Source organism: Jiangella endophytica, from assembly GCF_003427025.1.
Taxonomy (GTDB): domain Bacteria; phylum Actinomycetota; class Actinomycetes; order Jiangellales; family Jiangellaceae; genus Jiangella; species Jiangella endophytica.
This window is the reverse complement of record NZ_QVAI01000003.1, coordinates 364,296-388,427: the sequence shown is the minus strand read 5'-3', so window position 1 is coordinate 388,427 and position 24,132 is coordinate 364,296. Positions and strand designations below refer to the sequence as shown.

Here is a 24,132-nt window from a genome sequence, read left to right as displayed (position 1 = left end):
GTGGCGTACGACACGCGTCCGGATCTTCGGTATCGCATCGTGGACGAGCCGATGACCAACTAGGGTGCCGTGGTTGGGTACGACAGGGCACCGACCTCTTGACGAAGGAGCATTCTCGTGGCACGCACGCCCCGCGTCGCCATGGCGGCGCCGGCCGCCGTGGCCGCGGTTCTGCTGCTGGCCGGTTGCTCGGACGACGGTGACGAGCCTCGACGCGACGCGTCGGGCAACGTCACCGAGTCCGCCGGTGCCGATGTGTTCGACGTGCAGGTCGGCGACTGCCTGGGTGACTTCGGCGACTCGGAGCAGGTCACCGACGTCTCCGTGGTCCCCTGCGACCAGGAGCACGCCCAGGAGATCTACGCCACGGCACAGATCCCCGACGGCGAACTGCCCGGCGACGACGACCTCCGCGCGCAGGCCGAGGAGGCCTGCACCGCCGACTTCGAGACCTACGTCGGTCTGCCCTACACCGAGTCCGCGCTCGACTTCACCTGGCTGCAGCCCACCACCGAATCGTGGGATCAGGGCGACCGCGAACTGGTCTGCCTCGTCAACGACCCCGCCGGTCCGGTCACGGGATCGCTGCAGGGCGCGAACCGCTGAGCTCGGTGACCACCCCCATGAACTCCGCCGACCGTCCGAGCGGTCGGCGGCCGTAAGACGCCGTGTCATCGGCGTGTACAACCTGAAGGAGACAATGATCGTGCGGATCACGATTCGTACTGCTGTCACGGCGCTGGCCGCCGTCGCGGCGCTGAGCCTGAGCGCATGTGGCGACGACTCGTCTGACGACAACGCCGGCGGCGACTCGACCGCCACAGAAGAGACCTCGCCGGAGGAGACCCCGGCCGAGGACGAGACCCCCGCCGAGGACGAGACCCCGGCCGAGGAGGAGTCCGAGGCCCCCGAGGGCGAGACCCAGGACGTCTTCGACGTCGGCCTGGGCGACTGCATCAGCAACTTCAACGCCGAGGAGCAGGTCAGCGAGCTGACCGTCATCCCGTGCGAGGAGGAGCACGACCAGGAGGTGTTCGCGGTCTACGAGGTCCCGGACGGCGACTTCCCGGGCTCGGAGACGTTCCAGTCGCAGGTCGAGTCCGACTGCGTCACCGAGTTCGCGACCTTCGTCGGCATGGACTACAGCGAGTCGGTCCTGGAGATCCAGTGGCTGGAGCCGACCGAGGAGTCGTGGGCGCAGGGCGACCGCGAGCTCGTCTGCACCGTGCTCGACCCGTCCGGCCCGGTGACCGGCACCCTCGAGGGCGCCAACCGCTGAGCTCCGGCCGCGGCCTGGGTCAGCGCGACTGACTGACCCAGGCCGCGTGCAGGGCGGCGTACACGCCGCCCTTGTCGACCAGCTCGGCATGCGGCCCGGCCTCCACGAGCCGGCCGCGATCGAACACGAAGACCTCGTCGGCGGCCTCGGCGGTGGACAACCGGTGCGCGATGGTCACCGACGTCCGGCCGCGGGAGACGCCCTCGAGCGCCCGCGCCAGCCGCACCTCTGTCGCTGGGTCGACCGCGCTGGTGGCCTCGTCGAGGACCAGCAGGTCGGGGTCGGCCAGATAGGCGCGGGCCAGCGCCACCAGCTGCCGCTCCCCCGCCGACAGCGACTCGCCGCGCTGACCGACCGGCGTCTCGAGCCCAGCCGGCAACGAGTCGAGCCACTCGCGCAGCCCCAGCTCGGTGACGGCGAGCAGCAGCTCCTCGTCGGTCGCCTCGGGTTTGCCGTAGCGCAGGTTGGCCGCGAGGGTGTCGTCGAACAGGAACCCCTCCTGCGGCACCATGACCACCCGTTCGCGCAGCGACGCGAACCGCACGTCGCGCAGGTCGGTGCCGTCGACCAGCACCCGGCCGTGCACCGGGTCCATCAGCCGGGTGAGCAGCTTGGCGAACGTCGTCTTGCCGGAGCCGGTCTCGCCCACCACGGCGACCCGGGTGTGCCGGGCGATCGCGACGTCGACCTCGTGCAGCACCGTGGGCCCGTTCGGGTAGGCGTACGAGACGCCCTCGAAGCGGACGTCGATGGGGCCGCGGGGCAGCCGGACGCCGTCCTCACCCGGGTCGGCGACGTCGGCCGGGGTGTCGAGGATGCCGAGCACCCGCCGCCAGCCGGCGATGGCGTTCTGCGCCTCGCTGAGCACTTCGGTGCCGACCTGGACCGGCGCGACGAACAGCGTGACGAGGAAGAGGAACGCGAGCAGCCGGCCGAGCGTGATGTCGCCGGCGACGCCGAGGAGTACGCCGACCACGATGATGGCGGCATTGGCCAGGCCGGCCACGACCTCGCCGGTGGAGAACGCCGTAGCGGCGAGCCGCTGTGCCCGGCTGGCCGCGACGCGGTGTGACTCGACGGCGTCGTCGATGCGCTGCTGGGTGCGGCCCTCGACGGCGTAGGCGCGGACCGCCTGGGCGCCGACGACGGACTCGGAGATGGCGCCGAGCATGCCGCCGACCCGCTCGCGGACCACCATGTACGCCGAGGACAGCATGCGCTGGAACGTCCGCAACGCCAGGAACAGCGGCAGGAAGCAGACCCAGACGAGCAGCGTCAGCTGCCAGCTGTAGACCGCCATGACGATGGTCGCGAGGATCAGCTGGCCGATGCTGACCAGCATGATCAGCCCGCCCCACTGGACGAACTGGGAGATGGTGTCGACGTCGCTGGTGACCCGTGAGACCAGCGAGCCGCGCCGCTCGGTGTCCTGGGTGAGCACGGAGAGGTCGTGGACGTGCCGGAACGCCTTGGTGCGAAGCGTCGCGAGCCCGGCCTCGCTGGCCCGGAAGATGCGCCGGTTCATCAGGTAGGCGGCGACGACGGTGATGACGACGCCCACCGCTGCCAGCCCGACCATCCAGCGGACGAAGCCAAGGTCCGGGCCGCCGGCGGCGTTCAGGCCGTCGTCGATGGTCTGCTGGACGGCGATCGGCACGACCACGCGGCCGGCGGTGGCGACCAGCGCGAGCAGCAGCGTCGGTGTCAGGCCCTGCGTGATCTCCGGCGACAGCGCCAGGCCGCGCCGGAATGTCGCCCAGGCGGAGCCGGAGCGGACGTCGCCCAGGCGCGATCCTGGGCCGGCTGCTGTGCTCATGACCGCTTCTCCTGGTTGGTGCCGGCCATGGCCCGCTCGACGGCGTCGCGTTCGTACGCGGTGATGAGGTCGCGGTAGCCGGGCGACGTGGTGAGCAGCTCCGGATGGCTGCCGCGCGCCGACACCCGGCCGTTCTCGACGTAGACGACTTCGTCGGCCAGCGCGATGGTGGCGCGCCGGTAGGCGACCACGACGACGGTGGACGGCAGCGCGGCGTCGCGCAGCCCGGCCAGGATGCGCCGCTCGACCTCGGGGTCGACAGCGCTGGTGGCGTCGTCGAGGACGAGCAGCCGCGGCTTGCGCACCAGCGCTCTGGCCAGCGCCAGGCGCTGCCGCTGCCCACCGGACAGGGTGGCGCCACGCTCGCCGATGCGGGCGTCGAGCTCGCCGGCCAGCTCGTGCACGAAGCGGTCGCCCTGGGCCAGTCGCAGCGCCGCCCAGACGTCGTCGTCGGGCACGGTGAGGCCGAGCGTGACGTTGTCGCGGACGCTGTCCTCGAAGATGAACGGCTGCTGGAACACCAGCGACACCGCGGCGGCGACCTGGCCCGGCTCGAGCCGGCGCAGGTCGGTGCCGTCGAGCAGCACCGCCCCGCTGACCGGGTCGACCAGCCGGACCAGCAGGCTGGCCAGCGTCGACTTGCCCGACCCGGTGGACCCGACGACGGCGACGGTGCGGCCCGGCTCGACGTCGAGGTGGACGCCGTCGAGCACCGGCGTGCCCTCGACGTAGGAGTAGCCGACGTCGTGGAGGCCGAGGTGTGCGGCGCCGTCGTCGCCGCTCGCCGACAGCCGGTCGGTGCCGTGCGGCAGCGCGCCGGTGGCGTCGAGCACCGCCCGCACACGCCGCCAGCCGACGCTCGCACGGGGCAGCTCGCCGAGCACGAAGCCGATGGCGCGGATCGGGAACGCGGTGATCGTCAGCAGGTACGCGACCTGGACCAGCGTGCCGGCCGCCAGCGACCCGTCGGCGACCCGCACCGAGCCGATGATCAGCACCGCCAGCACACCGAGGTTCGGCAGCGCGTCGAGCATGGGGTCGAACGCGCCGCGGACCCGGCCGACCGCCGCGTTGGCGTCGCGCAGCTGGCCCGCGACCTTGGCGAACCGGGCGGTCTCGGCGGCCTCGCGGCCCAGCGCCTTGACCACCATGGCGCCGTCGAACGACTCGTGCGCCACGCCGGAGAGCTCGGCCCGCAACGCCTGCGCGCGTGTGGCCAGCGGCGACAGGCGGCGTTGGTAGAAGAAGTTGAGCAGCAGGATGGCCGGGAACAGCAGCGCGCCGACCAGCGCCAGCGCGGGATCGGCCAGGAACATCGACACCAGGGCGAACACCAGCATGACGACGACGCCGAGCGCGAACGGCAGCGGCGCGATGGGCCAGAACGACGACTCGACGTCGGCGTTCGCGTTGGACAGCAGCTTGCCGGTGGAGTGCTGGTGGTGCCACGACAGCGGCAACCGCAGGTACTGGCGGCTGACCTGGCGCCGGTAGCGCGCGTTCAGGAGGTACTGGCCCAGCCCGGCGAAATACCGGCGCACCACGATGCCGGCGGCCTTGACCAGCGACGTCACCATGATGGCCAACGCCGCCAGCGCGAGCGCGCCGGTGGTGGTCTCGCCGTCGCGGAACGCCGGCACGATGACGCGGTCGGTGACCCGCCCGATGACCTCGGCTGTCGCCACCGTCGCGAGGCCGTACACGGCGCTGCCGGCGACCGCGATGCCGAGGATGACCGGCTCGTCGCGCATGGCCCGGACGAGGATCCGGACCCCCTCGCGCAGGGTGGCCTGCCGCTCGTCCCTCACATCACTCGCTCTCTGCGCGCCCGACTGCGGCCCCGGAAGCGCGCAGGCGTGATCGGCCGCTCGCGCGAATTCCGTGGGGTGCCCGGCTTTGTACGGTACCAACTGGCACTGACACACCTGTAATCGGTTTCCAGCGTCCGCGGGCCAGCGGCCGGGCAGGATCACCGGTGCCCGCCGGTCGCCGGTGGCCGCGCACTCTCGGTGGGCGCGGGTGCTCGTGGGCGCCGTGCCGTGCGCCGTTGTGGCGACGGGAGGAGTGTGGGCACGCCTCGATCCCGGGATGCCCGATTTGCCTGGTTTGCGGGGTGTTGTGGACCGTGATGATCATCCAGGATCGTGCACATCACTAGGACTTCTCGTGCTCCACTCGGCATGCATGCCTGGTGATGCGCCAGAACGCCTGGTGATGGCTCCCGAAACGCCGGTAAAATCTCACCACGTGGACACCAGCGGGCAGCGAACCGGCGCACCGGAGCCACGGGCATCCGCCGCCACATCCAGGCACCGCTGACGGCCGGAGCCGACCGTACGCCCCGACGCCGGCGCCCCGGCGCACCGAAGGCACGGCGAACGCCACCACGACCGACGCGGACCAGTGCAGGGTGCGCTGATGGCACGGGCAAGCGTCGCCCCGACCGGCACGGGCCGGTGCGCGGTGCAGCGAAGGCACCGCGAACGGTGGACCGGTGCGGGCTGTGCCCGCTCTTCCCCCGCCCCCTGATAGCTGCCAGTTCTTAGACCGCGTGCGCGGGTCAAGCGGTCATCGTCGCGCGAAGCGCCAAATAGCCCGCTTGAGGCGCGCGTGCGTGGCGAAAATGGGCAGCAGGAGACGGCCAACTGAAGCACTACGGCCAACGGCGCACACCCCCACCGAACGCCGCTGCCCGCCCCGCCGGGTGGCGGGGCGGGCAGCGGGTGACGTGCGGCGGCGTCAGACCGTGGCGCGGCGCGAGCGCAGCAGCACCGCGAGCCCGGCGATGCCCAGCAGCGCGGCCGCCGCCAGCGGCAGGCCGGGGCCCGAGCCGGTGTCCGGCAGCGGCTCACCGGTCTCGTCCGGCGACGGGCTGGGCGACGACGGCGACGGCGTGCCCGCGTCGGTCGGCGACGGTGACGCCGTCGGGGTCGGCGTGGGCGTCGGCTCCTCGACGACGCTGACGGTGACGGTGGCCGGCTCGGAGGTCGCGGTGCCGTCGGAGACGGTGAACGTGAACGCGTCGTCGCCGGTGTAGCCCTCGGCGGGGGTGTACGTGAGGTCCGGCGCCTCGCCGCTCAGCGTGCCGTGCTCCGGCTCGGACGCCAGCTCGTACGTGAGCGCGTCGCCGTCCTCGTCGGTGCCGGTCAGAACGATGCCGGCCGGGGTGTCGACATACGCCTCGACGGCCTGGTCGTCGGCGACCGGCGGGTGGTTGGCCTCGAACGTCCCGGCCGCGATGATCACGGTGGAGTCGAGCTGCTCGTCCGACGCGTCGGCGATGGCCAGCTTGATGTGGTTGGTCTCGCCCGCGACGACGTCGGCGGCGCAGGTGAGCACCGTGGTGAAGCCGTCCAGCTCGGTGGCGTCGGCCGCGTCGGGCAGCTCGTTGTCCACGAACAGCTCGGCGTTGGTCCCGCCGTTGATCGTGTTGATCGAGACCGGCTGGGCGTCGGCGCCGACGACGGCGCAGTTCTCGCCGTTGACGAAGAAGCCGAAGACGTCGTTGAACACGTCGTCGACGTACTCGTTGTACTCCTCGGAGCCGAAGATGTAGCCGAACCTGATCTGCTCGGTCTCCGGGACGAAGTCGAACTCCAGCACGGCGGCGTCGTAGGTCGGGAACGACGCCAGGGCGCCGAGGTCGGGGTCGCCGGGCAGGCCGTGCTCGGTGGTCATGTCGTCGGAGACGTTCGGGCCGAGGATCGAGCCGCGGTCGCCGCCCACGGACCCGGACGACAGCGCGACGCCGCCGACGACGCCGAACACGTCGTCGAAGCCGCCGGCCAGGCCGGCCGCCAGCGGGCTGCCGGTGTACCGCACGTTGTCGACCGTGACGCCGTCACCGACCAGCGTCTGGACGATCTCGTCGGCGGACAGGCCGCCGGTCTCGAGGTCGGCGACGGTCTGGTCGCCGACGCCCTCCCCCTTGGCCGACAGCGGCGTGGAGCCGGCGCGCGAGGCCGGTTCCTCGGCGGCCGACGCGGCCGGCGCACCGGCGGCGATGAGCAACGCAGCGCCCGCGGCCAGCGCGGACGTCCTGCGGGCATACGACAGAGACCTCACTGGGTGCCCCCCTCAAGGCATGACGACGCCAGGGGCGCCGCCGCAAAAGAAAACAGAAAGTGTCGTGTCGGGTCCGCCGCCGGGCGGCGGACCGCGCCAGCTTAGCGGTATCGGCGCCGCTTGTGGCGGTTCGACCCGATAGGTGTCGCCCGCGCCCTACCGGACGGTATGACCGGATTCCGCGAGCGCCGTCTTGACGTCGCCGATGCGCAGGTCACCGAAGTGGAAGACGCTGGCCGCGAGGACGGCGTCGGCCCCGGCGTCGATGGCGGGCGCGAAGTCGGGCAGCGCGCCCGCGCCGCCGCTGGCGATCACCGGCACGTCGACGACGGCGCGCACCGCCCGCAGCAGTTCGAGGTCGTAGCCGTCCTTGGTGCCGTCGGCGTCGACCGAGTTCAGCAGGATCTCCCCGGCGCCCAGCTCGGCCGCCTTCGCCGCCCAGCCGACGGCATCGATGCCGGTGCCGCGGCGGCCGCCGTGCGTGGTGACCTCGAAGCCGGACTCGGTGCCACCGCCGCGCCGAGCGTCGACCGACAGCACCAGGACCTGGCTGCCGAAGCGGTGGGCGATCTCCGCGACCAGTTCGGGCCGGGCGACGGCCGCGGTGTTGACGCCGGTCTTGTCGGCGCCGGCGCGCAGCAGCCGGTCGACGTCGTCGACGGAGCGGACGCCGCCGCCGACGGTCAGCGGGATGAACACCTGCTCGGCCGTGCGCGAGACGACGTCGTACATGGTGGACCGGTCGTCCGACGACGCGGTGATGTCGAGGAACACCAGCTCGTCGGCGCCCTCGGCGCCGTAGGCGGCGGCCAGCTCGACCGGGTCGCCGGCGTCGCGCAGGTCGGTGAACCGGACGCCCTTGACCACGCGGCCGGCGTCGACGTCGAGGCAGGGAATGACGCGGACGGCGACGCTCAAGACGTCGCCACCTTTAGAGCGTCGTCCAAGGTGAAGTTGCCCTCGTATAGCGCCGTGCCGATGATCGCGCCCTCGACGCCCAGAGGCACCAGCTCACGCAGTGCGGCGACGTCGTCCAGGCTGGACACGCCGCCGCTGGCCACGACGGGCCGGTCGGTGCGAGCGCAGACCTCGCGGAGCAGGTCGAGGTTGGGACCGCGCAGCATGCCGTCCTTGTTCACGTCGGTCACGACGTAGCGGGCGCAGCCGTCGCGGTCGAGCCGCTCCAGCACCTCCCACAGCTGGCCGCCCTCGCGGGTCCAGCCGCGGGCGGCCAGGGTGGTGCCGCGGACGTCCAGCCCCACGGCGACGCGGTCGCCGTGGCGGGCGATGGCCGACGCCGTCCACTCCGGGTCCTCCAGCGCGGCGGTGCCGATGTTGACCCTCCGGCACCCGGTGGCCAGCGCGTTCGCCAGCGACTCGTCGTCGCGGATGCCGCCGGACAGCTCGACGTCGACGTCCAGCCGGCCGACGACCTCGACCAGCAGCTCGCGGTTCGACCCACGCCCGAACGCGGCGTCGAGGTCGACCAGGTGCACCCACGGGGCGCCGGCCCGCTGCCAGTTGAGCGCGGCCTCCAGGGGATCACCGTAGGACCGTTCGCTGCCGGCGTCGCCCTGGACCAGCTGGACCGCCCGGCCCTCGGTGACGTCGACGGCCGGCAGCAGCTCGAGGATCGCCATCAGAGCTTCACCGCCCGGAACCGCAGCCGGCGGTAGTCGGCCCACCAGGCGTCGTCATGCCACAGCGCCGGCCGGGCCAGTTCCTCGGCGCGCGTCAGCACCTCGGCGGGCAGCGCTTCGACCTGCGACGAGGCGAACATCTCCAGCCACCTCGTCAGCCCGTCGGGGCCGGTCAGCTTGGTCGGCCGGTCGTAGAAGTCGAGCTGGCGGATCTCCAGCCCGGCGTCCTCCAGCATGGCGGCGTACTCGGCCGGGGAGTTGAAGAACCACGGCCACGTGCGGTCGGGCAGCCCGGCCTCGCGGCTGGCGCGGTCGACGGCCGCGGTGATGGACGCGACGTTGCCGGTGGCGCCCATCTCGGCGACGAACCGGCCGCCCTCGCGCAGCGCGTCGGACACACACCCGAGTACCTCGACCTGCGACGTCATCCAGTGCAGGGCGGCGTTGGAGATCACGGCGTCGACCGGCTCGTCGACGGTGAAGTCGTGCGCGTCGGCGACCCGCAGCTCGGCCGCGTCGCCCAGCCGCTCGCGGGCGGCCTCGATCATCGCGGGGTCGGCGTCCATGCCGATGACCCGCGCGCCGGCGTCGATGAGACGCTGGGTCAGCTCGCCGGTGCCGCAGCCGAGGTCGAGGATGGACTCGCCGGGCTGCGGCTGGAGCCAGTCGAGCAGTTCCGCGCCATAGGCGGCCACGAACGCGAAGTCGCGGTCGTAGGCGCGCGCGTCCCAGTTGGTCACGGTCACAAGCTCCTCATCCAGTTCTCCAGGAGGTGCAGCCCCGCGTCCCCGGACTTCTCCGGGTGGAACTGCGTCGCGGTCAGCGGCCCGTTCTCGACGGCGGCGACGAAGGTGTCGCCGTCGTGTCCGCAGGTCGTCACCAGCGGGGCCGCCAGCCGCTCCGGCGGCGGCATGACCCACTGGCGGACACCGTACGAATGCACGAAGTAGAACCGTTCCTTCTCCACGCCGTCGAACAGCACCGACCCGGCCGGCACGTCGACGGTGTTCCAGCCCATGTGAGGCAGCGGGTGCGCCTGCAGCCGCTCGACGGTGCCCGGCCACTCCCCCATGCCCTCGGTCTCGACGCCGTGCTCGACGCCGCGGTCGAACAGGATCTGCATGCCGACGCAGATGCCCAGCACCGGGCGGCCCCCGGCCAGCCGTCGTCCGACCACCTCGTGGCCACGGGCGGCGCGCAGGCCGGCCATGCAGGCGGCGTAGGCGCCGACGCCGGGGACGACGAGGCCGTCGGCCTCGGCGGCGGCCTCGCGGTCAGCGGTCAGCGTGACCGACGCACCGAGCTTCTCCAGGGCGCGGGTCGCGGACCGGACGTTGCCGGATCCGTAGTCGAACACGACCAGCGACCGACGCCGAGTGCCGAGCCTGGGAGCGTTGCTCTCGGGAGACCCGGCTGTGGAAACGCCGTGGTTGGGTTGCACGTCACTCATCGTCCACCTCGGCGTGTCACACTTCCAGCGTGACCCTCGACGATCGTGCCGGCGCACTCACCGGTGCGGGACGGCGTTGGCCGCTGCGGGTCGCCGTGGGCTCCGCGGCGGTCGCGGTGGCCGGTCTGGCCACGACCGGCGCCGGCGGCTGGTACTACGCCGACGAGCTGCTGCAGGTGCGCCCCGACCCGCCGGACTACCCGGTCGAGGTCGTCGCCGTCGTCGGGTCCACCGTCACGCTCTCCGGCCCGGGTGCCGACGAGGCGGGCGTCGTCGGCCTCGAGTGGCCCGGCGGGTTCGCCCGCGTGGGCCCGGACATCGACGTCGCGGGCGAGTACGTCCTGCGCAGCATCAAGCCCTACCCGCAGTTGCCCGCCGTCGGCACGAACGTGCGGGTCGCCTACTACGCCGCGCCCGACGACCTGCGCGATCTGTCGCGTGTCGCGGGCGTCGCCGCCCGGACGATCGAGTTCGACGGCCCGCTCGGCGCCTACCCGGCCACCTACCTGCCGGCCGACGGCGACCGCTGGCTGATCCACGTGCACGGCCGCGGCGCCACCCGGGGTCAGGCGTACCGGCTGGTCCCCGCCGTGCACCGGCTGGGGCTGCCGCAGCTGTCCATCTCGTACCGCAACGACGACGGCGCGCCCGAGGGCCCGCACCGCGAGTACGGGCTGGGCTGGACGGAGTCCGAGGACCTCGCGGCCGCCCTCGACTGGGCCCGCGAGCACGGCGCCCGCGAGTTCGTCCTGACGGGCTACTCGATGGGCGGCGCCATCGTCGGCAACCACCTGCGCACGCAGGGGTCCGACGGCGTCAGCGGTGTCGTCCTCGACTCGCCGGTGCTGTCGTGGCTGGACATCCTCGCCTACCAGGCGCGGCTGCGCGGCGTGCCGGCCTTCGGCGCCACCGTCGCGGCGTCGGTGGTGCGGGCGCGCACCGGCATCAACGTCTGGGCGATGGACCAGGTGGCGCACGCCGACCAGTTGGACGTCCCGGTGCTGCTGATCCACGGGTCGGCCGACACCACCGTCCCGGTGACGTCGTCGGACCGGTTCGCCGAGGCCCGGCCGGACCTCGTCACGTACGTCCGCACCGAGGCCGAGCACGTCCGCAACTGGAACCTCGACCCGGCCGGGTACGAGGCGGCGGTGACGACGTTCCTGACCGGCCTGGCGACGCGGGCCGACGACGCCTCCGTGCAGGTCTAGCGCCGTCACAACGCGCCCTTCGTCGACGGCACGCCGCGCTCGCGCGGGTCGATGGCGACCGCGGTGCGCAGTGCCCGCGCGACGGCCTTGAACTGGGCCTCGGCGATGTGGTGGGGGTCGCGGCCGCCGAGCACGCGCACGTGCATCGTCAGGCCGCCGTGGTGGGCCAGGCTCTCCAGCGCGTGCGCCGTCAGCGAGCCGGTGAAGTGGCCGCCGATCAGCACGAACTCCTGCCCCGCCGGCTCGCCGGAGTGCACGAAGTACGGCCGTCCGGACACGTCGACGACGGCATGCGCCAGCGCCTCGTCCAGCGGGACGGTGGCCTCGCCGTAGCGGACGATGCCGACCTTGTCGCCGAGCGCCTCGCGCAGCGCCTGGCCGATGACGATGGCGGTGTCCTCGACCGTGTGGTGGACGTCGATGTGGGTGTCGCCCTCGGACCGGACGGTGAGGTCGATGAGCGAGTGGCGGGCCAGCGCCGTCAGCATGTGGTCGTAGAACGGCACGGTGGTGGCGATATCGTGGCGGCCCTCGCCGTCGAGGTCCAGTTCGACGCTGACCTTGCTCTCGCTGGTCGCGCGCTCGACCTTGGCGGTGCGGCTCATACCGTTCCCTCCCGCAGTACGTCGCTCAGGGCGACCTTGAACGCCGTCGTCTCGTCGGGGGTGCCCACCGACACCCGCAGCCAGCCGTCCGGGCCGGTCTCGCGGATCAGCACCCCGTGGTCCAGCAGACCCTGCCAGACGGCGTGGCGGTCCGCGAACCGGCCGAACAGCACGAAGTTCGCGTCGGACTCGGCCACCTCGAGACCGGCGTCGCGCAGCCAGGTGGCCAGGGCGTCGCGCTCGTCGCGCAACTGGGCAACCCGGGCCTGCAGCTCGGCGGCGTGCTCGAGCGCGACCACGGCGACCGCCTGGGTGACCGCCGAGAGGTGGTAGGGCAGCCGGACGACCCGCAGGACGTCGATGATCGGCCGGCCGGCCGCAGCGTAGCCGAGCCGGGCGCCGGCGAACGCGAACGCCTTGCTCATGGTTCTGGTGACGATGAGCCGCGGGTGGGTGTCGAGCAGGCTGAGCGCACTGGGGACGCCGTCGCGGCGGAACTCCGCGTACGCCTCGTCGACCACGACGACGCCGTCGGTGGCCTCGTGCAGGGCGCTGACGAGGTCGAGCGGCACCGCCGTGCCGGTCGGGTTGTTGGGCGACGCGACGAGGACCACCGTCGGCTGGTGCTCGGCGATCGCCTTCAGGGCGCGGTCCTCGTCGATGCCGAAGTCGTCCTCGCGCTGCGCCGTCACCCAGGCCGTCGAGGTGTCGCGGGCGTACTCGGGGTACATCGAGTAGGTCGGCGCGAAGCTCAGCGCCGTGCGTCCCGGGCCGCCGAAGGCCTGCAGGATCTGCAGCATGATCTCGTTGGAGCCGTTGGCCGCCCACACCTGGGACGTCTCGAGCGTGACGCCGGACTCGCCCTCCAGGTAGCCGGCCAGCCGCTCGCGCAGCGTCGTCGCCTCGCGGTCCGGGTACCGGTTGAGGTCGCGCACGGCGTGCGCGACCGCGCGGGCGGCGTCGGCGACCAGCTGCTCCGACGGCGGGAACGGGTTCTCGTTGACGTTGAGGCGGACCGGCACGTCGAGCTGGGGCGCGCCGTAGGGCTCGACGCCGCGCAGTTCGTCGCGGATGGGGAGGTCGGTCATCGCTGGTCGCCTTCGAACCGTGCGGTGACCGCCTCGCCGTGGGCCGGCAGGTCCTCGGCGTTCGCGAGCGCGCGGACGTCGTCGGCGACGTTCCTCAGGGCGGCGCGGTCGTACTCGACCACGTGGACGCCGCGCAGGAACGTCTGCACCGACAGGCCGGACGAGTGCCGCGCGCTGCCGCCGGTGGGGAGCACGTGGTTGGAGCCGGCCGCGTAGTCGCCCAGGCTCACCGGGGACCAGGGGCCGACGAAGACGGCGCCGGCGTTGCGGACGCGGTGCGCGACCGCCGCGGCGTCGCGGGTCTGGATCTCGAGGTGCTCCGCCGCGTAGGCGTCGACCACGGCCAGGCCCTGGTCGACGTCGTCGACGAGGACGATGCCGGACTGCTCGCCGCCCAGCGCCGTCAGCACCCGCTCGTCGTGCTTGGTCGCCTTGGCACGCGGTTCTAGCTCGGCCGTCACGGCGTCGGCCAGCTGCTCGCTGTCGGTGACCAGCACCGACGCGGCCAGCGGGTCGTGCTCGGCCTGGCTGATGAGATCGGCGGCGACGTGCCCGGGGTCGGCGGTGTCGTCGGCGAGCACCGCGATCTCCGTGGGCCCCGCCTCGGCGTCGATGCCGACGACGCCGCGCAACAGCCGCTTCGCCGCCGCGACGTAGACGTTGCCGGGTCCCGTGACCAGGTCGACCGGCTCGACCGTTCCGTCGATGCCGTACGCGAACATCGCCAGCGCCTGGGCGCCGCCGACGGCGTACACCTCGGTCACGCCGAGCAGCGCGCAGGCGGCGAGGATGGTCGGGTGCGGCAGGCCGCCGGTGTCGCGCTGCGGCGGGCTGGCGACGGCGAGGCTGCCGACCTGCGCCACCTGCGCCGGGACGACGTTCATGACGACGCTGCTCGGGTAGACGGCCAGGCCGCCGGGCACGTAGAGGCCGACGCGCTCGACCGGGATCCACCGCTCGGTGACCGTCCCGCCCGGCACCACCGTGGTGGTGACGTCGGCGCGGCGTTGGTCGCCGTGGACGAGGCGGGCGCGGCGGATGGACTCCTCGAGCGCCGTCCGGACGCGAGGGTCGAGGCCGTCGAGCGCGGCGTCGATGGCCTGCTGCGGCACCCGCACGTCCTGCAGCTCGACCCCGTCGAACCGGAGGGTGAGCTCCTTGACCGCCGCGAGCCCGCGATGCCGCACGTCGGCACAGATCGGCCGGACGGCATCGAGCGCCGCCTCGACGTCGATCGGGGCGCGTGGGACGAGCGAGCGGTAGTCGAGGTTCTCGCCGGCGGCGAGCCTCCCCCGCAGGTCGATGCGGCGTATCACTCACCCGAGTCTATGTGCGCCGCTCACCCCTCGGACGCATTGCCCGCATCGCAAGATGCGCGGTGAGGGCATCAGCCCGAGGAAGTGAGCCCGAGACCCCTCCGGACGGTGGTGGCGCTCGGGCGTTGCGCTGTCCAGGGCGCGACCACCACGACGGCGGTGATCAATGGCGCCACTCGACGACGCCAGTCCTTGCCCGCGCCCCAGGCCCAGGCGATCGCGTCCGGCACCCAGCGCAACGGCTCCGCCCTCGGCGGCAGGTGCCGGTAGCTGAACCCGCCTTCCAGCCCGCCTTGCGCACCGCCTCGTCGAGGGTGGTGCGGTCCCGCTCGTCCTGGCCCACGCCTGACTCGATCACCAGACCCTCGACCGTCAGGTCGGTGACCATGCGCCGCATGATCTCCGAGCGACCGTCGCGGTCGACCGGGTGCCGAGAGATGAAGAGGGTGGCGGCGACCGGGAGTGCGCAGACGACGTAGTCGCGACGGCCGGACTCGTCGATGTAGGCGTGCGACGCCACCAATGGACCCTCCCGATCACGGTCAGGCGATCCGTCCGCCCTGCCCGGCCGGAGGACGCCGTCAGTGATCCACAGGTACACGTCTACGCAGGTCGAGGGCCGATTCCGCGCAGCAGGGTGTCGACGACGCGGGCGGCGAGGGCGTCGGGGTCGCGGACGCCGGGGTCGTCGCCGGCGAGGGTCTCGCCGATCAGCGCGTAGTACACGCGCCGCGCCCACTCCAGGTCGGTCGCCGGGTCGAGGGCGCCGGCCGCCTGGGCCTTGCCGAGCAGCTCGACACAGCGGCGGGCGATGCCCCGTTGCGCCTCGGCCACCTGGGAGTCCGGCCGCATCGAGCCGGCCAGCGCGAACGGCCAGCTCACCTTGACCCGGATGACGTTCGCGGTGATCTCGTGCAGCGCGACGAGCGGGGGTGCGGTCTCGGGGCGACCGGCCTCGATGGCGGCGGCCAGCTGCTCGACCGCCGCGGCGGACATGGCGTCGACGAGGGCCTGGCGGGTGGCGAAGCGGCGGTGGACGGTGGTCCGCGCGACGCCCGCGGCCTGGGCGACCTGTTCCAGCGACGCGCCGGGATCGCGAGCCAGGACGCGCTCGGCGGCCTCCAGGATCGACCGGATGCTGCGCTCGGCGTCGGCGCGCAGCGGCCGCTCCAACGATGCACTCACCTCCCCCACGCTACAACTCTCCGCATAACTGATACAGTCATGTTGCAATTCAGTAGGTAATCGCGCCACCCAAGGAGCAGCATGCCGATCGCCCTCGTCACCGGAGCGTCCTCCGGCATCGGCGCCGAGTTCGCCCGCCGGCTCGCGGCCCGCGACCACGACCTCGTGCTCGTCGCTCGCTCGCGGCGGCGGCTCGACGCCCTCGCCGGCGAGCTCCGCGACCGGTACGGCATCGCCGCCGACGTCGTCGCGCGCGACCTCGCCGAGCCGGGCGCGGCCGCCGCGCTGGCCGGCGAACAGCGGCACCGCGGCATCGATGTCCTCGTGAACAGTGCCGGCTACGGGACGGCCGGCCGGTTCGAACAGATCGCCGCCGGCCGCGACCACGACCAGCTCATGCTCAACGTCGTCGCGCTGGTGGACCTGTGCCGAGGCCTGATCCCCGGCATGCTCGGCCGCGGCAGCGGCGCCGTCGTCAACGTCGGCTCGACCGCGGGCTTCCAGCCCTCGCCCTACTTCGCGACCTACGCCGCAGGCAAGACGTTCGTGCTGAACTTCAGCCTCGCGCTGCGCGCGGAGTACCGCGGCCGCGGCGTCCGCGTGCTCGCACTCTGCCCCGGCCCGACCCGCACGTCGTTCTTCGACACCACCGGCGAGCGGGCCGCGATCGGCGGACGGATGATGACGGCGGAGGCGGTGGTGCGCGCCGGCCTGCGCGGCCTCGACCGCGACCGCGCCTACGTCGTCCCCGGGCTGGGCAACGCGCTCGGCGCCCACCTCAACCCGCGACGACCGCGGCGGGTGGTCGCCGCCCTGGCGAAGACGGTCACCCGGCGCGCCCTCACCGACGCCGACGCCGACCCTGGACGGCCGGCGCCCTAGCCGAAGATCGCCCGCGCCATCGCCGGCACCGACGCGGCCACTTCGCGCAGGTACCCCTGCCGCGTACCGGGCGGATTCGAGTCCTTCGAGTCGTGCGCGACGCCGACCGCGTCGAGGCCGAGCGACCGGCACAACGCGACCGACCGCGGCAGGTGGAACCGCTGGCTGACCACCAGCAGCCGCGACAGCCCGAACTCGTCGCGGGCGCGGATGCACGACGCCCAGGTGTCGACGCCGAGCGGGTCCTCGACGATCGCCTCGGACGGCACCCCGGCCGACACCAGGTACCGCCGCATCGCCGCCGGCTCGTCGTACCCGCCGGGCGCCGTGCCGCCGCTGACCAGCAGCGTCCGCGTCCGCCCGAGGTGATAGAGCGCGGCGGCGACGTCCAGCCGCCCGGCCAGCAGCCGCGACGGCTGCCCGTCGGCCCGCACACCGGCGCCCAGCACCAGCGTCACGTCCCTCGACGGCGCGTCGGCCGGCTCGGACAGGATGCGCCCGGCGCTCGCCGTGTACGCCCAGACCGACGGCACCGCCAGGGCGACGACGGCCGTCGCGGCGGCCAGCAGGAGCCAGCGCCGGCGGCTCATCCGATCACCGGCTCGAGATAGCCGTGCAGGACGGCGCGCAGCTCGCCCTCGAGGGCCGCCCGCTCGGCGCCGTCGGCGGCGACGATGAGCGGCATCATCGCCCGGACCAGCTGGATCGCGACCGTCGCGGTGCGCTCCACGACGTCGGGAGCGACACCCGGCGCACGCACCGACAGCAACGCCGACACCCGCCCGAGCAGCGCGGCGTGCAGCGGCGCGACCGCGGTGGTCAGCGATGGCGGCAGGTCCGGCCGGGCGAACAGCGCCTTGAACCCGCGGTTGGCCAGGTTGAACTGGACCAGCGGCGCGGTGATCGCGCCGATCAGCTGGTCCAGCGGCAACGCGGCGAGGTCGGCGCCGTCGAACGCCGCCGACCGCAGCTCGGCCAGCTGCGCGGCGTACCGCTCGGCCAGCGCCCGGGCGATGTCGTCCTTGTTGGCGAAGAACTGGTACAGCGAGCCCGGCGAGATACCGGCCCGGGCGGCGATCGTGTTGGTGCTGACGGCCTCGTAGCCGGACTCGGCGAACGCCTCGGCCGCGGCCGCGAGGATCTGCTCCATCCGCGCCTGGCCCCGCGCCTGCCGTTTCGTCACACCACCCACCCCAGCGTCGATTCGACAAATACGAGCACTCGCTCGTATTCTCCAAAACGCGAGCTTCGACTCGTCTTTTCATCGACGCTACCACGAGGGAGCCGCCGATCATGCTCGGCCGATACGTCACCCGCGCACCGCGCCGGATCCTCGTCGGGACCGTCGCCCTGTTCCTGCTCGCCGGCGTGCTGGCGGCGTCCGTCATCGAGGCGCTCGCCCTCAACCGGTACGAGGCGCCGGGCTCGGAGTCGCTGCAGGCGCGCGCCGCCCTGGCCGAGCAGTTCGGCACCAGCACGTCGAACGTCGCGCTGCTGGTGACGGCAGCCGGCGGCTCCGTGGACGACGCCGGCGTCGCCGCCGCGGGCGCCGCGCTGACCGAGCGGCTGGCCGCCGAATCCGCCGTCGGCGACGCGTGGTCGTACTGGAGCGACGGCGCGGCGACGCTGCGCAGTGAGGACGGCCGGCACGCGCTGGTGCTGGCCTGGGTCCCGGGCGACGCCGACCACGTCCGCGGCGACGTGCTGCCCGGCCTGACCGAGCGGTTCGCCGGCGAGGACGGCCCGATCGAGGTCACGGTCGGCGGCGGGGACGAGGTGTTCCGGGTGGTCGCCGAGCAGGCCCGGGCCGACTTCGTGCGTGCCGAGATCGTCATCCTGCCACTGGTCGGCGTGCTGCTCTGGCTGGTCTACCGGCGGCTGGCGCCGGCGCTGGTGACGCTCGGCGTCGGGCTGTTCTCCGTGGTCGCGACGCTGGCGATCCTGCGCGTCGTCACGCTGTTCACCGAGGTGTCCACGTTCGCGTCGAACATCGCGCTGGTCATGGGCATCGGGCTGGGCGTCGACTACGGCCTGTTCGTGACGTACCGGTTCCGCGAGGAGCTGGCCCGCGGCGTCGCCGTCCCCGACGCGGTCCGGGCTGCGGTCGCCGGAGCTGGGCGGACGGTGCTGTTCAGCGGCGCGACGGTCGCGGCGTCGCTGGCCGTGCTGTTCGTGTTCCCGTTCCCGTTCCTGTCGTCGTTCGCCTACGCCGGCATCGCCGTGGTGCTGACGGCGGTGTTCGGGGCGACGGTGATCCTGCCGGCGGCTCTGACGCTGCTCGGCCACCGGGCCGCGCGCCGTCCCGGCCGCCGGGACGCGGGACGCGAGACCGGCTTCTGGTTCCGGCTCTCGACGGCGGTCATGCGCCGGCCGGTGGTCAGCGGCGCCGCGGCGCTCGTCGTGCTGCTGGGCCTCGGCGCGCCGGCGCTCGGCGTCGAGTTCGGCTCCCCCGACGACCGCGTGCTGCCCGCCGGCCAGCCGGTGCGCGACCTCTACGACACCGTGCGGGCCGACTTCGCGACGGAGGACGCCGATGCCGTGCAGGTCGTCGCGCCGGCGCTCGACGACGCGCGGATCGCGCCGTACGCGGCGGCCCTGTCGGAGCTGGACGGCGTCGAGCGGGTCGATTCCGCGGCCGGCGCGTACGCGGACGGCGACCGGCTCGCCGTCGCCGCCGACCCGGGCCGCTACGCCGACGGCGCCGGCGCCTGGTTCGCCGTCGTACCGACCGGCGAGCGACTGGCCGCCGACCCGACCGGGCTGGTCGCGGACGTCCGCGCGCTGCCCGCGCCCGCCGAGGTGCTGGTCGGCGGCTACCCGGCCGAGCTGGCCGACTACCGCGACGGCGTCGTCGACCGGCTGCCGCTGGTCGGCGGGCTGATCCTGGGCGTGACGTTCGTCGTCCTGTTCCTGATGACCGGGTCGGTGGTCGCGCCGCTGAAGGCGTCGGTGCTCAACCTGCTCAGCCTGTCGGTGATGTTCGGCGTGCTGGTCTGGGGCTTCCAGGACGGCGGCCTCGCGGACCTGCTCGGCTTCACGCCGACCGGCGTCATCGAGCCGAGCATCCCGCTGCTGATGTTCTGCGTCGCCTACGGGTTGTCGATGGACTACGAGGTGTTCCTGCTGGCCCGCATCAAGGAGGACCACGACCGCACCGGCGACGTGTACGGGTCGGTGCCGCGCGGCATCGCCCGGTCGGCGCCGCTGGTCACGGCGGCCGCGGTGATCCTGGCGGCCTCGTTCGCGGTGTACGCCACCGGCGAGGTCGTGTTCCTGCAGCAGCTCGGCATCGGCATGGCGCTGGCCGTGCTCGTCGACGCGACGTTGATCCGCGGCGTGCTCGTGCCGGCGCTGATGCGGCTGGCCGGGCGGGCGAACTGGTGGGCGCCCGGGCCGTTGCGCCGGCTGCACGACCGGATCGGCCTGCGCGAGAACGTCGCCGCTCAGCCGGCGACGACCGACCTCGCCAGTCTGAACCCGACGTCGTCGACCCGGTAGGTGGGGTGGCTGCGGCGGCGGACCGAGGCGCGGCAGCTCCAGTGCTCGTCGAACCAGCCGCCGCCGCGCAGCACCCGGTAGGTGCCGTACACCTGCGCGTCGTAGACGTCCCAGCACCAGTCCCACACGTTGCCGATCAGGTCGTACAGCCCCCACGGGTTCGGCGCGCGGGTGCCGGCGGGATGGATCCGCTCGTCGGAGTTGCCGCGGTGCCAGGCGATCTCGTCCAGCGCGCCATACCGCGGCCCGGTCGTCCCGGCCCGGCAGGCGTGCTCCCACTCGGCCTCGGTGGGCAGCCGGTAGCCGTCGGCGGTGGCGTCCCACTCGGCCCGCTCGGCCGCCTCGTCGACGTCGTACGCGGGCGTGAGCCCCTCGCGCGCCGACAGCGCGTTGCAGAAGCGGACCGCGTCCCACCACGAGACGCACTCGACCGGCAGCGCGTCACCGTCGGAGGCGCTCGGCCGCAGGCTGGTGACCTCGGCGTACAACGCCTGGGTCACCGGCACCGCACCCAGGGAGAACCCCGCGACGTCGACCGTCCAGCGCCGCTTCGTCCGCCGGTCCGACAGCGTCACCCAGCCGGCCGGGACGGCGACCAGCTCGGTCAGCGGTGCACCGCCTCGGTCGCCCGCAGCGCTGGCAGGTCGGCGCGGGTCGGCAGGCCCTCCCAGTCGCCGAGGGAGGTGCAGGCGAACGCACCCGCCGCGACCGCCGTCGCCAGCCGCCGCTCGACCGGAGCGCCCTCCATCAACTCCGTGAGGTAGCCGGCCACGAACGCGTCGCCGGCGCCGACGGTGTCGACCACCTGCACCGGGACGGCCGGCGTGCGGCGCAGTTCGCCGTCGACCAGGGACACCGCGCCGTCGGCGCCCAGCTTGATGACGACGTGCGCCGGGCCCAGCTCGGCCAGCGCGTAAGCCAGGTCCTCCGGGTCGCCGTCGGGCACGATCAGCGACGCCTCCTCCGGCCCGGCGAACAGCACGTCGGCCTGGCGGGCCAGTGGCGCCAGAGCGGCGCCGGCGTCGTCGCGGCTCCACAGCGCCGAGCGGTAGTTGACGTCCAGGGAGACGGTGGTGCCGGCTGCCCGCGCCGTGTCGACGGCCAGCTGCACGGCCGACGCGGGCCCCGGCCCGAGCGCCGGGGTGATGCCGGTGACGTGCAGGACGGCGGCCTGCTGGATCGCCTCGAGCGGCAGGTCGAACGCGGTCAGCGCCGACGCGGCGCTGCCGGCCCGGTAGTAGCGGACCCGGGTGTGCAGACTGTTGGGCCGTTCCTTCACCATCAGCCCGGTGGGCCGGGTGTCGTCGACGGAGGCGATGGCGGTGATGCCCTCGGCCCGCAGCTCGCGCAGCATCAGCTCGCCGAACCCGTCGGCGCCGACCCGGCTGATCCACGTCGCCGGCCGGCCCAGCCGCCGCACACCGACCGCGACGTTGAGCTCCGCGCCCGCGACGGACAGCTGCATGGCACGGTGGTGCGCCCAGCCGCCGGTCTCGGTGGCCGCGACCAGCGCCATCGCCTCGCCGATGGTGACGAGGCCCCGCCCGCTCACGCGCCCGCCCGCGCGTCGCGCACGGCCGCCAGGGCCCGCGCGGCCCGGTCGGCCAGCGCACCGAGATCGCCGCCGTCGGCCGCGTCGCCCAGCAGCGGCCCGCCCAGCCCGACGCCGGACGCGCCGGCCCGGATCCAGTCGCCGATGTTGTCGAGGCTGACGCCGCCGGTCGGCATGATCGCGATGTCCGGGAACGGCCCGCGCAGCGCCGTGATGTAGGACGGCCCGACCGCCGAGCCGGGGAACAGCTTCACCACGGTGGCGCCGGCCCGCCACGCCGCCAGCACCTCCGTCGGCGTGAACGCGCCCGGGTACGCCGGGATGCCGGCCTCGCGCGCGACCGCGACGACGTCGGGCTCGACCGACGGCGACACGACGAACCCGGCCCCCGCCTCGACGACGGCCCGCGCCTGCTCCGCGTCGACGACCGTCCCCGCGCCGACGTCGACGGAGCCGGGCAGCGTCTTGCGGATCTCCCGGATCGCGTCGACGGCGCCCGGCGAGGTCAGGGTGATCTCCAGGCAGGTGATGCCGGCGTCGACGAGCGTCCGGCTGATCTCGCCGAACCGGTCGGCCGAGCGGGCCCGCAGGATCGCCATGACCCCCGTCTCGCGCAACTGGGCGCTCGGTGGGATGCGGTCGGTCATCGTGGTTCCTCTCTCAACGGTGGTGCGCCGAGTTGGCCGGAGATCGCCCGCCCCGCGGCGACGACGAGCTCACCGAGCCGCTCGAACCGGTCGGGGGTGATGCGTGTGGCCAGCCCGGCGACGGAGACGGCGGCGACGACGGCGCCGTCGTGGTCGAACACCGGCGCGGCGACGCAGCGGATGTCCGGCTCGTTCTCGATGTCGTCCACGGCATACCCGCGCTCGCGGATCGTGACGAGCCCGGCGCGGAACGCGGCCGGCTCGGTCACCGTCCGCTCGGTCCGCCGCGTCAGCCCGTGAGCGACGACGGCCTCGACGGTCTCGCCCGGCGCGAAGGCCAGGTAGGCGCGGCCGACGCCGGTCGAGTGGGCCGGCTGTCGGGACCCGACGTAGGAGTTCATCCGCACCCGCCCCGGCCCGTCGATCTTGTCGATGTAGACCATGTCCGGGAGGTCGGGCAGCACGAGATGCACCGACTCCCCCGACTCCTCGACCAGCCGGCGCAGCGCCGGCTGGGCCAGCGCGCGCAGGTCGACGGAGTCGAGGTAGTCGCGGCCCAGCTGGGCGGTGCGCGGGCCGAGCAGGTGCCGGCCCCGCTCGACCCGGACCAGGCCGGCGTCCGCGAGTGGGGCGAGCAGCCGGAGGGCCGAGCTCTTGTGCACGCCCACGGTGGCGGCCAGCTCGGTCAGCGTCGCCCCGCCCGACGGGGTGGCCGCCGCCACGGCATCGAGCAGGGCGATCCCCCGTCGCAGCGACGACGAGTTGTTCCGCTCCACCGGCTCACCTCTGTTGCGCTATGCACAACCACGTTGTGTAGGTGAGCTCATCATATCGGGCCATCCGGTGCGGGGCGGCCGCGCGGCCGCCCCGCCTCCGCTCAGGCGCCCTTGGCGATGTCGCGCAACCAGTGCAGCTGCTCGCGCGTCTGGAACGTCTGACCGCCCTCGTGCTTGTTGTACGGCCAGACCTTGATCTCCTTCGGCCCGGCGTAGTGGTTGTACGACGCGAACACCGTGGACGGCGGGCAGGTGGTGTCCATCAGCGCGACGCTGTAGAGGGCCGGGGTGGTCGCCCGTGCGGCGAGGTTCATGCCGTCGAAGTACGAGAGCGTCCGGAACACCTGCTCCTCGTGGTCGCGATGGATCGACAGGTACCGGGCGATCTCGTAGTACGGCTGCGTCTCGACGATCTCCGTGGCCCGCCGGAACCCGGTCAGGAACGGGACGTCGATCATCGCGCCGACGAGGCCGGAGCGCAGGCCGGCCACCGCGGTGGCGATGCCGCCGCCCTGACTGCCGCCGCCGATCACCACGCGCGACGCGTCGACGAGCGGGTGCGCCAGCGCGGCGTCGACCGCGCGGACGGCGTCGGTGTAGACGCGGCGGTAGTAGTAGTCGTCCGGGTCGAGCACGCCGCGGGTCATGAACCCCGGTGTCTGCGCGTTCTGCCCGCCGGTCGGGTCGGGGGTGTCGCCCGGGGAGCCGTTGGAGCCCTGCCCGCGGGTGTCCATCACGAACGTCGCGAACCCGGCGACCGCGGAGGCCAGCCAGTCGTGTGGGAAGCCGCGCCCGCCGCCGTAGCCGATGTAGTGCACGACGGTCGGCAGCGGCTCCGAGGCGCCGGCCGGCACGATCAGCCAGCCGGCGATGCGGTGCCCGCCCCAGCCGGAGAACCGCACGTCGAACACGTCGACCAGGCTCAACGCGGCGTCGTAGGGGGCGAACTGCGGGTCCAGCGGGAACTGGGCGGCCTCGTCGAGGGTCCGCGACCAGAACTCGTCGAAATCGGGCTGCTCGTCCCGCTCCGGGCGGTACTCACGCAGTTCCGAGAGGGGCTTGTCGAACAACGGCATGGCGGGCGTCCTCCGCGAGGCGTCGTTAAGTGTGGTCGGATCACCT

23 protein-coding genes are annotated in these 24,132 nt (G+C 73.4%); 5 read left to right on the top strand and 18 right to left on the bottom strand.

Annotation, left to right across the window (positions count from 1 at the left end):
• The first annotated feature begins 117 nt into the window (after positions 1 to 117).
• On the top strand, positions 118 to 606 hold the full coding sequence (locus tag DZA62_RS08670) for a septum formation family protein (protein WP_157987552.1): 489 nt from the start codon (positions 118 to 120) through the stop codon (positions 604 to 606).
• Between the two features lie 100 nt (positions 607 to 706).
• Positions 707 to 1,279, top strand: coding sequence for a septum formation family protein (locus tag DZA62_RS08665; RefSeq protein WP_157987551.1), 573 nt, complete (start codon positions 707 to 709; stop codon positions 1,277 to 1,279).
• Positions 1,280 to 1,298: 19 nt separating this feature from the next.
• On the opposite strand, the gene DZA62_RS08660 is transcribed toward DZA62_RS08665, so the two are convergent.
• The 7 genes from DZA62_RS08660 to hisH form a co-directional block, all read right to left on the bottom strand.
• Positions 1,299 to 3,095 carry an ABC transporter ATP-binding protein gene (locus tag DZA62_RS08660; RefSeq protein WP_116948454.1) on the bottom strand — a complete coding sequence of 599 codons (1,797 nt, stop codon included), beginning with the start codon at positions 3,093 to 3,095 and terminating at the stop codon, positions 1,299 to 1,301.
• On the bottom strand, positions 3,092 to 4,846 hold the full coding sequence (locus tag DZA62_RS08655) for an ABC transporter ATP-binding protein (RefSeq protein WP_116948625.1): 1,755 nt from the start codon (positions 4,844 to 4,846) through the stop codon (positions 3,092 to 3,094). Before DZA62_RS08655 ends, DZA62_RS08660 begins: the two co-directional genes overlap by 4 nt.
• Positions 4,847 to 5,834: 988 nt before the next feature.
• Positions 5,835 to 7,160 (bottom strand): choice-of-anchor L domain-containing protein, encoded by a 1,326-nt coding sequence (locus DZA62_RS08645; protein WP_157987550.1) that lies wholly within the window; start codon positions 7,158 to 7,160, stop codon positions 5,835 to 5,837.
• A 156-nt stretch (positions 7,161 to 7,316) separates the two neighbouring features.
• On the bottom strand, positions 7,317 to 8,078 hold the full coding sequence (gene hisF, locus DZA62_RS08640; RefSeq protein WP_116948451.1) for an imidazole glycerol phosphate synthase subunit HisF: 762 nt from the start codon (positions 8,076 to 8,078) through the stop codon (positions 7,317 to 7,319).
• A complete protein-coding gene (gene priA, locus DZA62_RS08635) occupies positions 8,075 to 8,800 on the bottom strand; it encodes a bifunctional 1-(5-phosphoribosyl)-5-((5-phosphoribosylamino)methylideneamino)imidazole-4-carboxamide isomerase/phosphoribosylanthranilate isomerase PriA (protein ID WP_116948450.1) in 726 nt (241 codons plus the stop codon). The genes hisF and priA overlap by 4 nt, the downstream gene beginning before the upstream one ends.
• Complete coding sequence (locus tag DZA62_RS08630; RefSeq protein ID WP_116948624.1) at positions 8,800 to 9,540, bottom strand: class I SAM-dependent methyltransferase; 741 nt, start codon at positions 9,538 to 9,540, stop codon at positions 8,800 to 8,802. The genes priA and DZA62_RS08630 overlap by 1 nt, the downstream gene beginning before the upstream one ends.
• A 2-nt stretch (positions 9,541 to 9,542) precedes the next feature.
• Positions 9,543 to 10,250, bottom strand: coding sequence for an imidazole glycerol phosphate synthase subunit HisH (gene hisH, locus DZA62_RS08625; protein ID WP_116948449.1), 708 nt, complete (start codon positions 10,248 to 10,250; stop codon positions 9,543 to 9,545).
• 29 nt (positions 10,251 to 10,279) lie between these two features.
• On the opposite strand from hisH, the gene DZA62_RS08620 reads away from it, so the two are divergent.
• Entirely contained in the window at positions 10,280 to 11,461 is a 1,182-nt protein-coding gene (locus tag DZA62_RS08620; RefSeq protein WP_157987549.1) for an alpha/beta hydrolase, read from the top strand.
• A 5-nt stretch (positions 11,462 to 11,466) separates the two neighbouring features.
• Here the strand turns inward: DZA62_RS08620 and hisB are convergent, their stop codons facing one another.
• From hisB to DZA62_RS08595, 4 genes are all read right to left on the bottom strand, one after another.
• Positions 11,467 to 12,066 (bottom strand): imidazoleglycerol-phosphate dehydratase HisB, encoded by a 600-nt coding sequence (gene hisB, locus DZA62_RS08615; RefSeq protein WP_116948447.1) that lies wholly within the window; start codon positions 12,064 to 12,066, stop codon positions 11,467 to 11,469.
• Complete coding sequence (locus DZA62_RS08610) at positions 12,063 to 13,154, bottom strand: histidinol-phosphate transaminase (RefSeq protein WP_116948446.1); 1,092 nt, start codon at positions 13,152 to 13,154, stop codon at positions 12,063 to 12,065. Before DZA62_RS08610 ends, hisB begins: the two co-directional genes overlap by 4 nt.
• A complete protein-coding gene (gene hisD, locus DZA62_RS08605; RefSeq protein WP_116948445.1) occupies positions 13,151 to 14,470 on the bottom strand; it encodes a histidinol dehydrogenase in 1,320 nt (439 codons plus the stop codon). Before hisD ends, DZA62_RS08610 begins: the two co-directional genes overlap by 4 nt.
• 603 nt (positions 14,471 to 15,073) lie before the next feature.
• Positions 15,074 to 15,655, bottom strand: coding sequence for a TetR/AcrR family transcriptional regulator (locus DZA62_RS08595; RefSeq protein WP_198663548.1), 582 nt, complete (start codon positions 15,653 to 15,655; stop codon positions 15,074 to 15,076).
• A gap of 81 nt (positions 15,656 to 15,736) precedes the next feature.
• On the opposite strand from DZA62_RS08595, the gene DZA62_RS08590 reads away from it, so the two are divergent.
• Positions 15,737 to 16,537: an SDR family NAD(P)-dependent oxidoreductase gene (locus DZA62_RS08590; RefSeq protein WP_116948442.1), complete on the top strand. Its 801-nt coding sequence runs from the start codon at positions 15,737 to 15,739 to the stop codon at positions 16,535 to 16,537.
• On the opposite strand, the gene DZA62_RS08585 is transcribed toward DZA62_RS08590, so the two are convergent.
• Positions 16,534 to 17,127 carry a SanA/YdcF family protein gene (locus DZA62_RS08585; protein WP_116948441.1) on the bottom strand — a complete coding sequence of 198 codons (594 nt, stop codon included), beginning with the start codon at positions 17,125 to 17,127 and terminating at the stop codon, positions 16,534 to 16,536. The two genes, DZA62_RS08590 and DZA62_RS08585, sit on opposite strands and share 4 nt — an antisense overlap.
• Positions 17,124 to 17,720, bottom strand: coding sequence for a TetR/AcrR family transcriptional regulator (locus DZA62_RS08580; RefSeq protein WP_198663547.1), 597 nt, complete (start codon positions 17,718 to 17,720; stop codon positions 17,124 to 17,126). Before DZA62_RS08580 ends, DZA62_RS08585 begins: the two co-directional genes overlap by 4 nt.
• Positions 17,721 to 17,830: 110 nt before the next feature.
• On the opposite strand from DZA62_RS08580, the gene DZA62_RS08575 reads away from it, so the two are divergent.
• Entirely contained in the window at positions 17,831 to 20,035 is a 2,205-nt protein-coding gene (locus DZA62_RS08575; RefSeq protein WP_116948439.1) for an MMPL family transporter, read from the top strand.
• On the opposite strand, the gene DZA62_RS08570 is transcribed toward DZA62_RS08575, so the two are convergent.
• From DZA62_RS08570 to DZA62_RS08550, 5 genes are all read right to left on the bottom strand, one after another.
• Positions 19,981 to 20,634 (bottom strand): formylglycine-generating enzyme family protein, encoded by a 654-nt coding sequence (locus DZA62_RS08570; protein ID WP_116948623.1) that lies wholly within the window; start codon positions 20,632 to 20,634, stop codon positions 19,981 to 19,983. The genes DZA62_RS08575 and DZA62_RS08570 overlap by 55 nt on opposite strands.
• Positions 20,635 to 20,639: 5 nt before the next feature.
• A complete protein-coding gene (locus DZA62_RS08565; protein WP_116948438.1) occupies positions 20,640 to 21,587 on the bottom strand; it encodes a sugar kinase in 948 nt (315 codons plus the stop codon).
• Entirely contained in the window at positions 21,584 to 22,234 is a 651-nt protein-coding gene (locus DZA62_RS08560) for a bifunctional 4-hydroxy-2-oxoglutarate aldolase/2-dehydro-3-deoxy-phosphogluconate aldolase (protein ID WP_116948437.1), read from the bottom strand. The genes DZA62_RS08565 and DZA62_RS08560 overlap by 4 nt, the downstream gene beginning before the upstream one ends.
• A complete protein-coding gene (locus DZA62_RS08555) occupies positions 22,231 to 23,010 on the bottom strand; it encodes an IclR family transcriptional regulator (RefSeq protein WP_116948436.1) in 780 nt (259 codons plus the stop codon). The genes DZA62_RS08560 and DZA62_RS08555 overlap by 4 nt, the downstream gene beginning before the upstream one ends.
• A 101-nt stretch (positions 23,011 to 23,111) precedes the next feature.
• Positions 23,112 to 24,086: an acetylxylan esterase gene (locus DZA62_RS08550; protein ID WP_116948435.1), complete on the bottom strand. Its 975-nt coding sequence runs from the start codon at positions 24,084 to 24,086 to the stop codon at positions 23,112 to 23,114.
• Positions 24,087 to 24,132 lie beyond the last annotated feature (46 nt).

What these genes read in the sequence shown, in the direction of transcription:
- DZA62_RS08660 (WP_116948454.1), bottom strand. Translation starts at nt 3,095, where the DNA reads ATGAGCACAGCAGCCGGCCCAGGATCGCGCCTGGGCGACGTCCGCTCC.
- DZA62_RS08655 (WP_116948625.1), bottom strand. Translation starts at nt 4,846, where the DNA reads ATGCGCGACGAGCCGGTCATCCTCGGCATCGCGGTCGCCGGCAGCGCC.
- priA (WP_116948450.1), bottom strand. Translation starts at nt 8,800, where the DNA reads ATGGCGATCCTCGAGCTGCTGCCGGCCGTCGACGTCACCGAGGGCCGG.
- hisH (WP_116948449.1), bottom strand. Translation starts at nt 10,250, where the DNA reads ATGAGTGACGTGCAACCCAACCACGGCGTTTCCACAGCCGGGTCTCCC.
- hisB (WP_116948447.1), bottom strand. Translation starts at nt 12,066, where the DNA reads ATGAGCCGCACCGCCAAGGTCGAGCGCGCGACCAGCGAGAGCAAGGTC.
- DZA62_RS08610 (WP_116948446.1), bottom strand. Translation starts at nt 13,154, where the DNA reads ATGACCGACCTCCCCATCCGCGACGAACTGCGCGGCGTCGAGCCCTAC.
- DZA62_RS08590 (WP_116948442.1), top strand. Translation starts at nt 15,737, where the DNA reads ATGCCGATCGCCCTCGTCACCGGAGCGTCCTCCGGCATCGGCGCCGAG.
- DZA62_RS08585 (WP_116948441.1), bottom strand. Translation starts at nt 17,127, where the DNA reads ATGAGCCGCCGGCGCTGGCTCCTGCTGGCCGCCGCGACGGCCGTCGTC.
- DZA62_RS08575 (WP_116948439.1), top strand. Translation starts at nt 17,831, where the DNA reads ATGCTCGGCCGATACGTCACCCGCGCACCGCGCCGGATCCTCGTCGGG.
- DZA62_RS08560 (WP_116948437.1), bottom strand. Translation starts at nt 22,234, where the DNA reads ATGACCGACCGCATCCCACCGAGCGCCCAGTTGCGCGAGACGGGGGTC.
- DZA62_RS08550 (WP_116948435.1), bottom strand. Translation starts at nt 24,086, where the DNA reads ATGCCGTTGTTCGACAAGCCCCTCTCGGAACTGCGTGAGTACCGCCCG.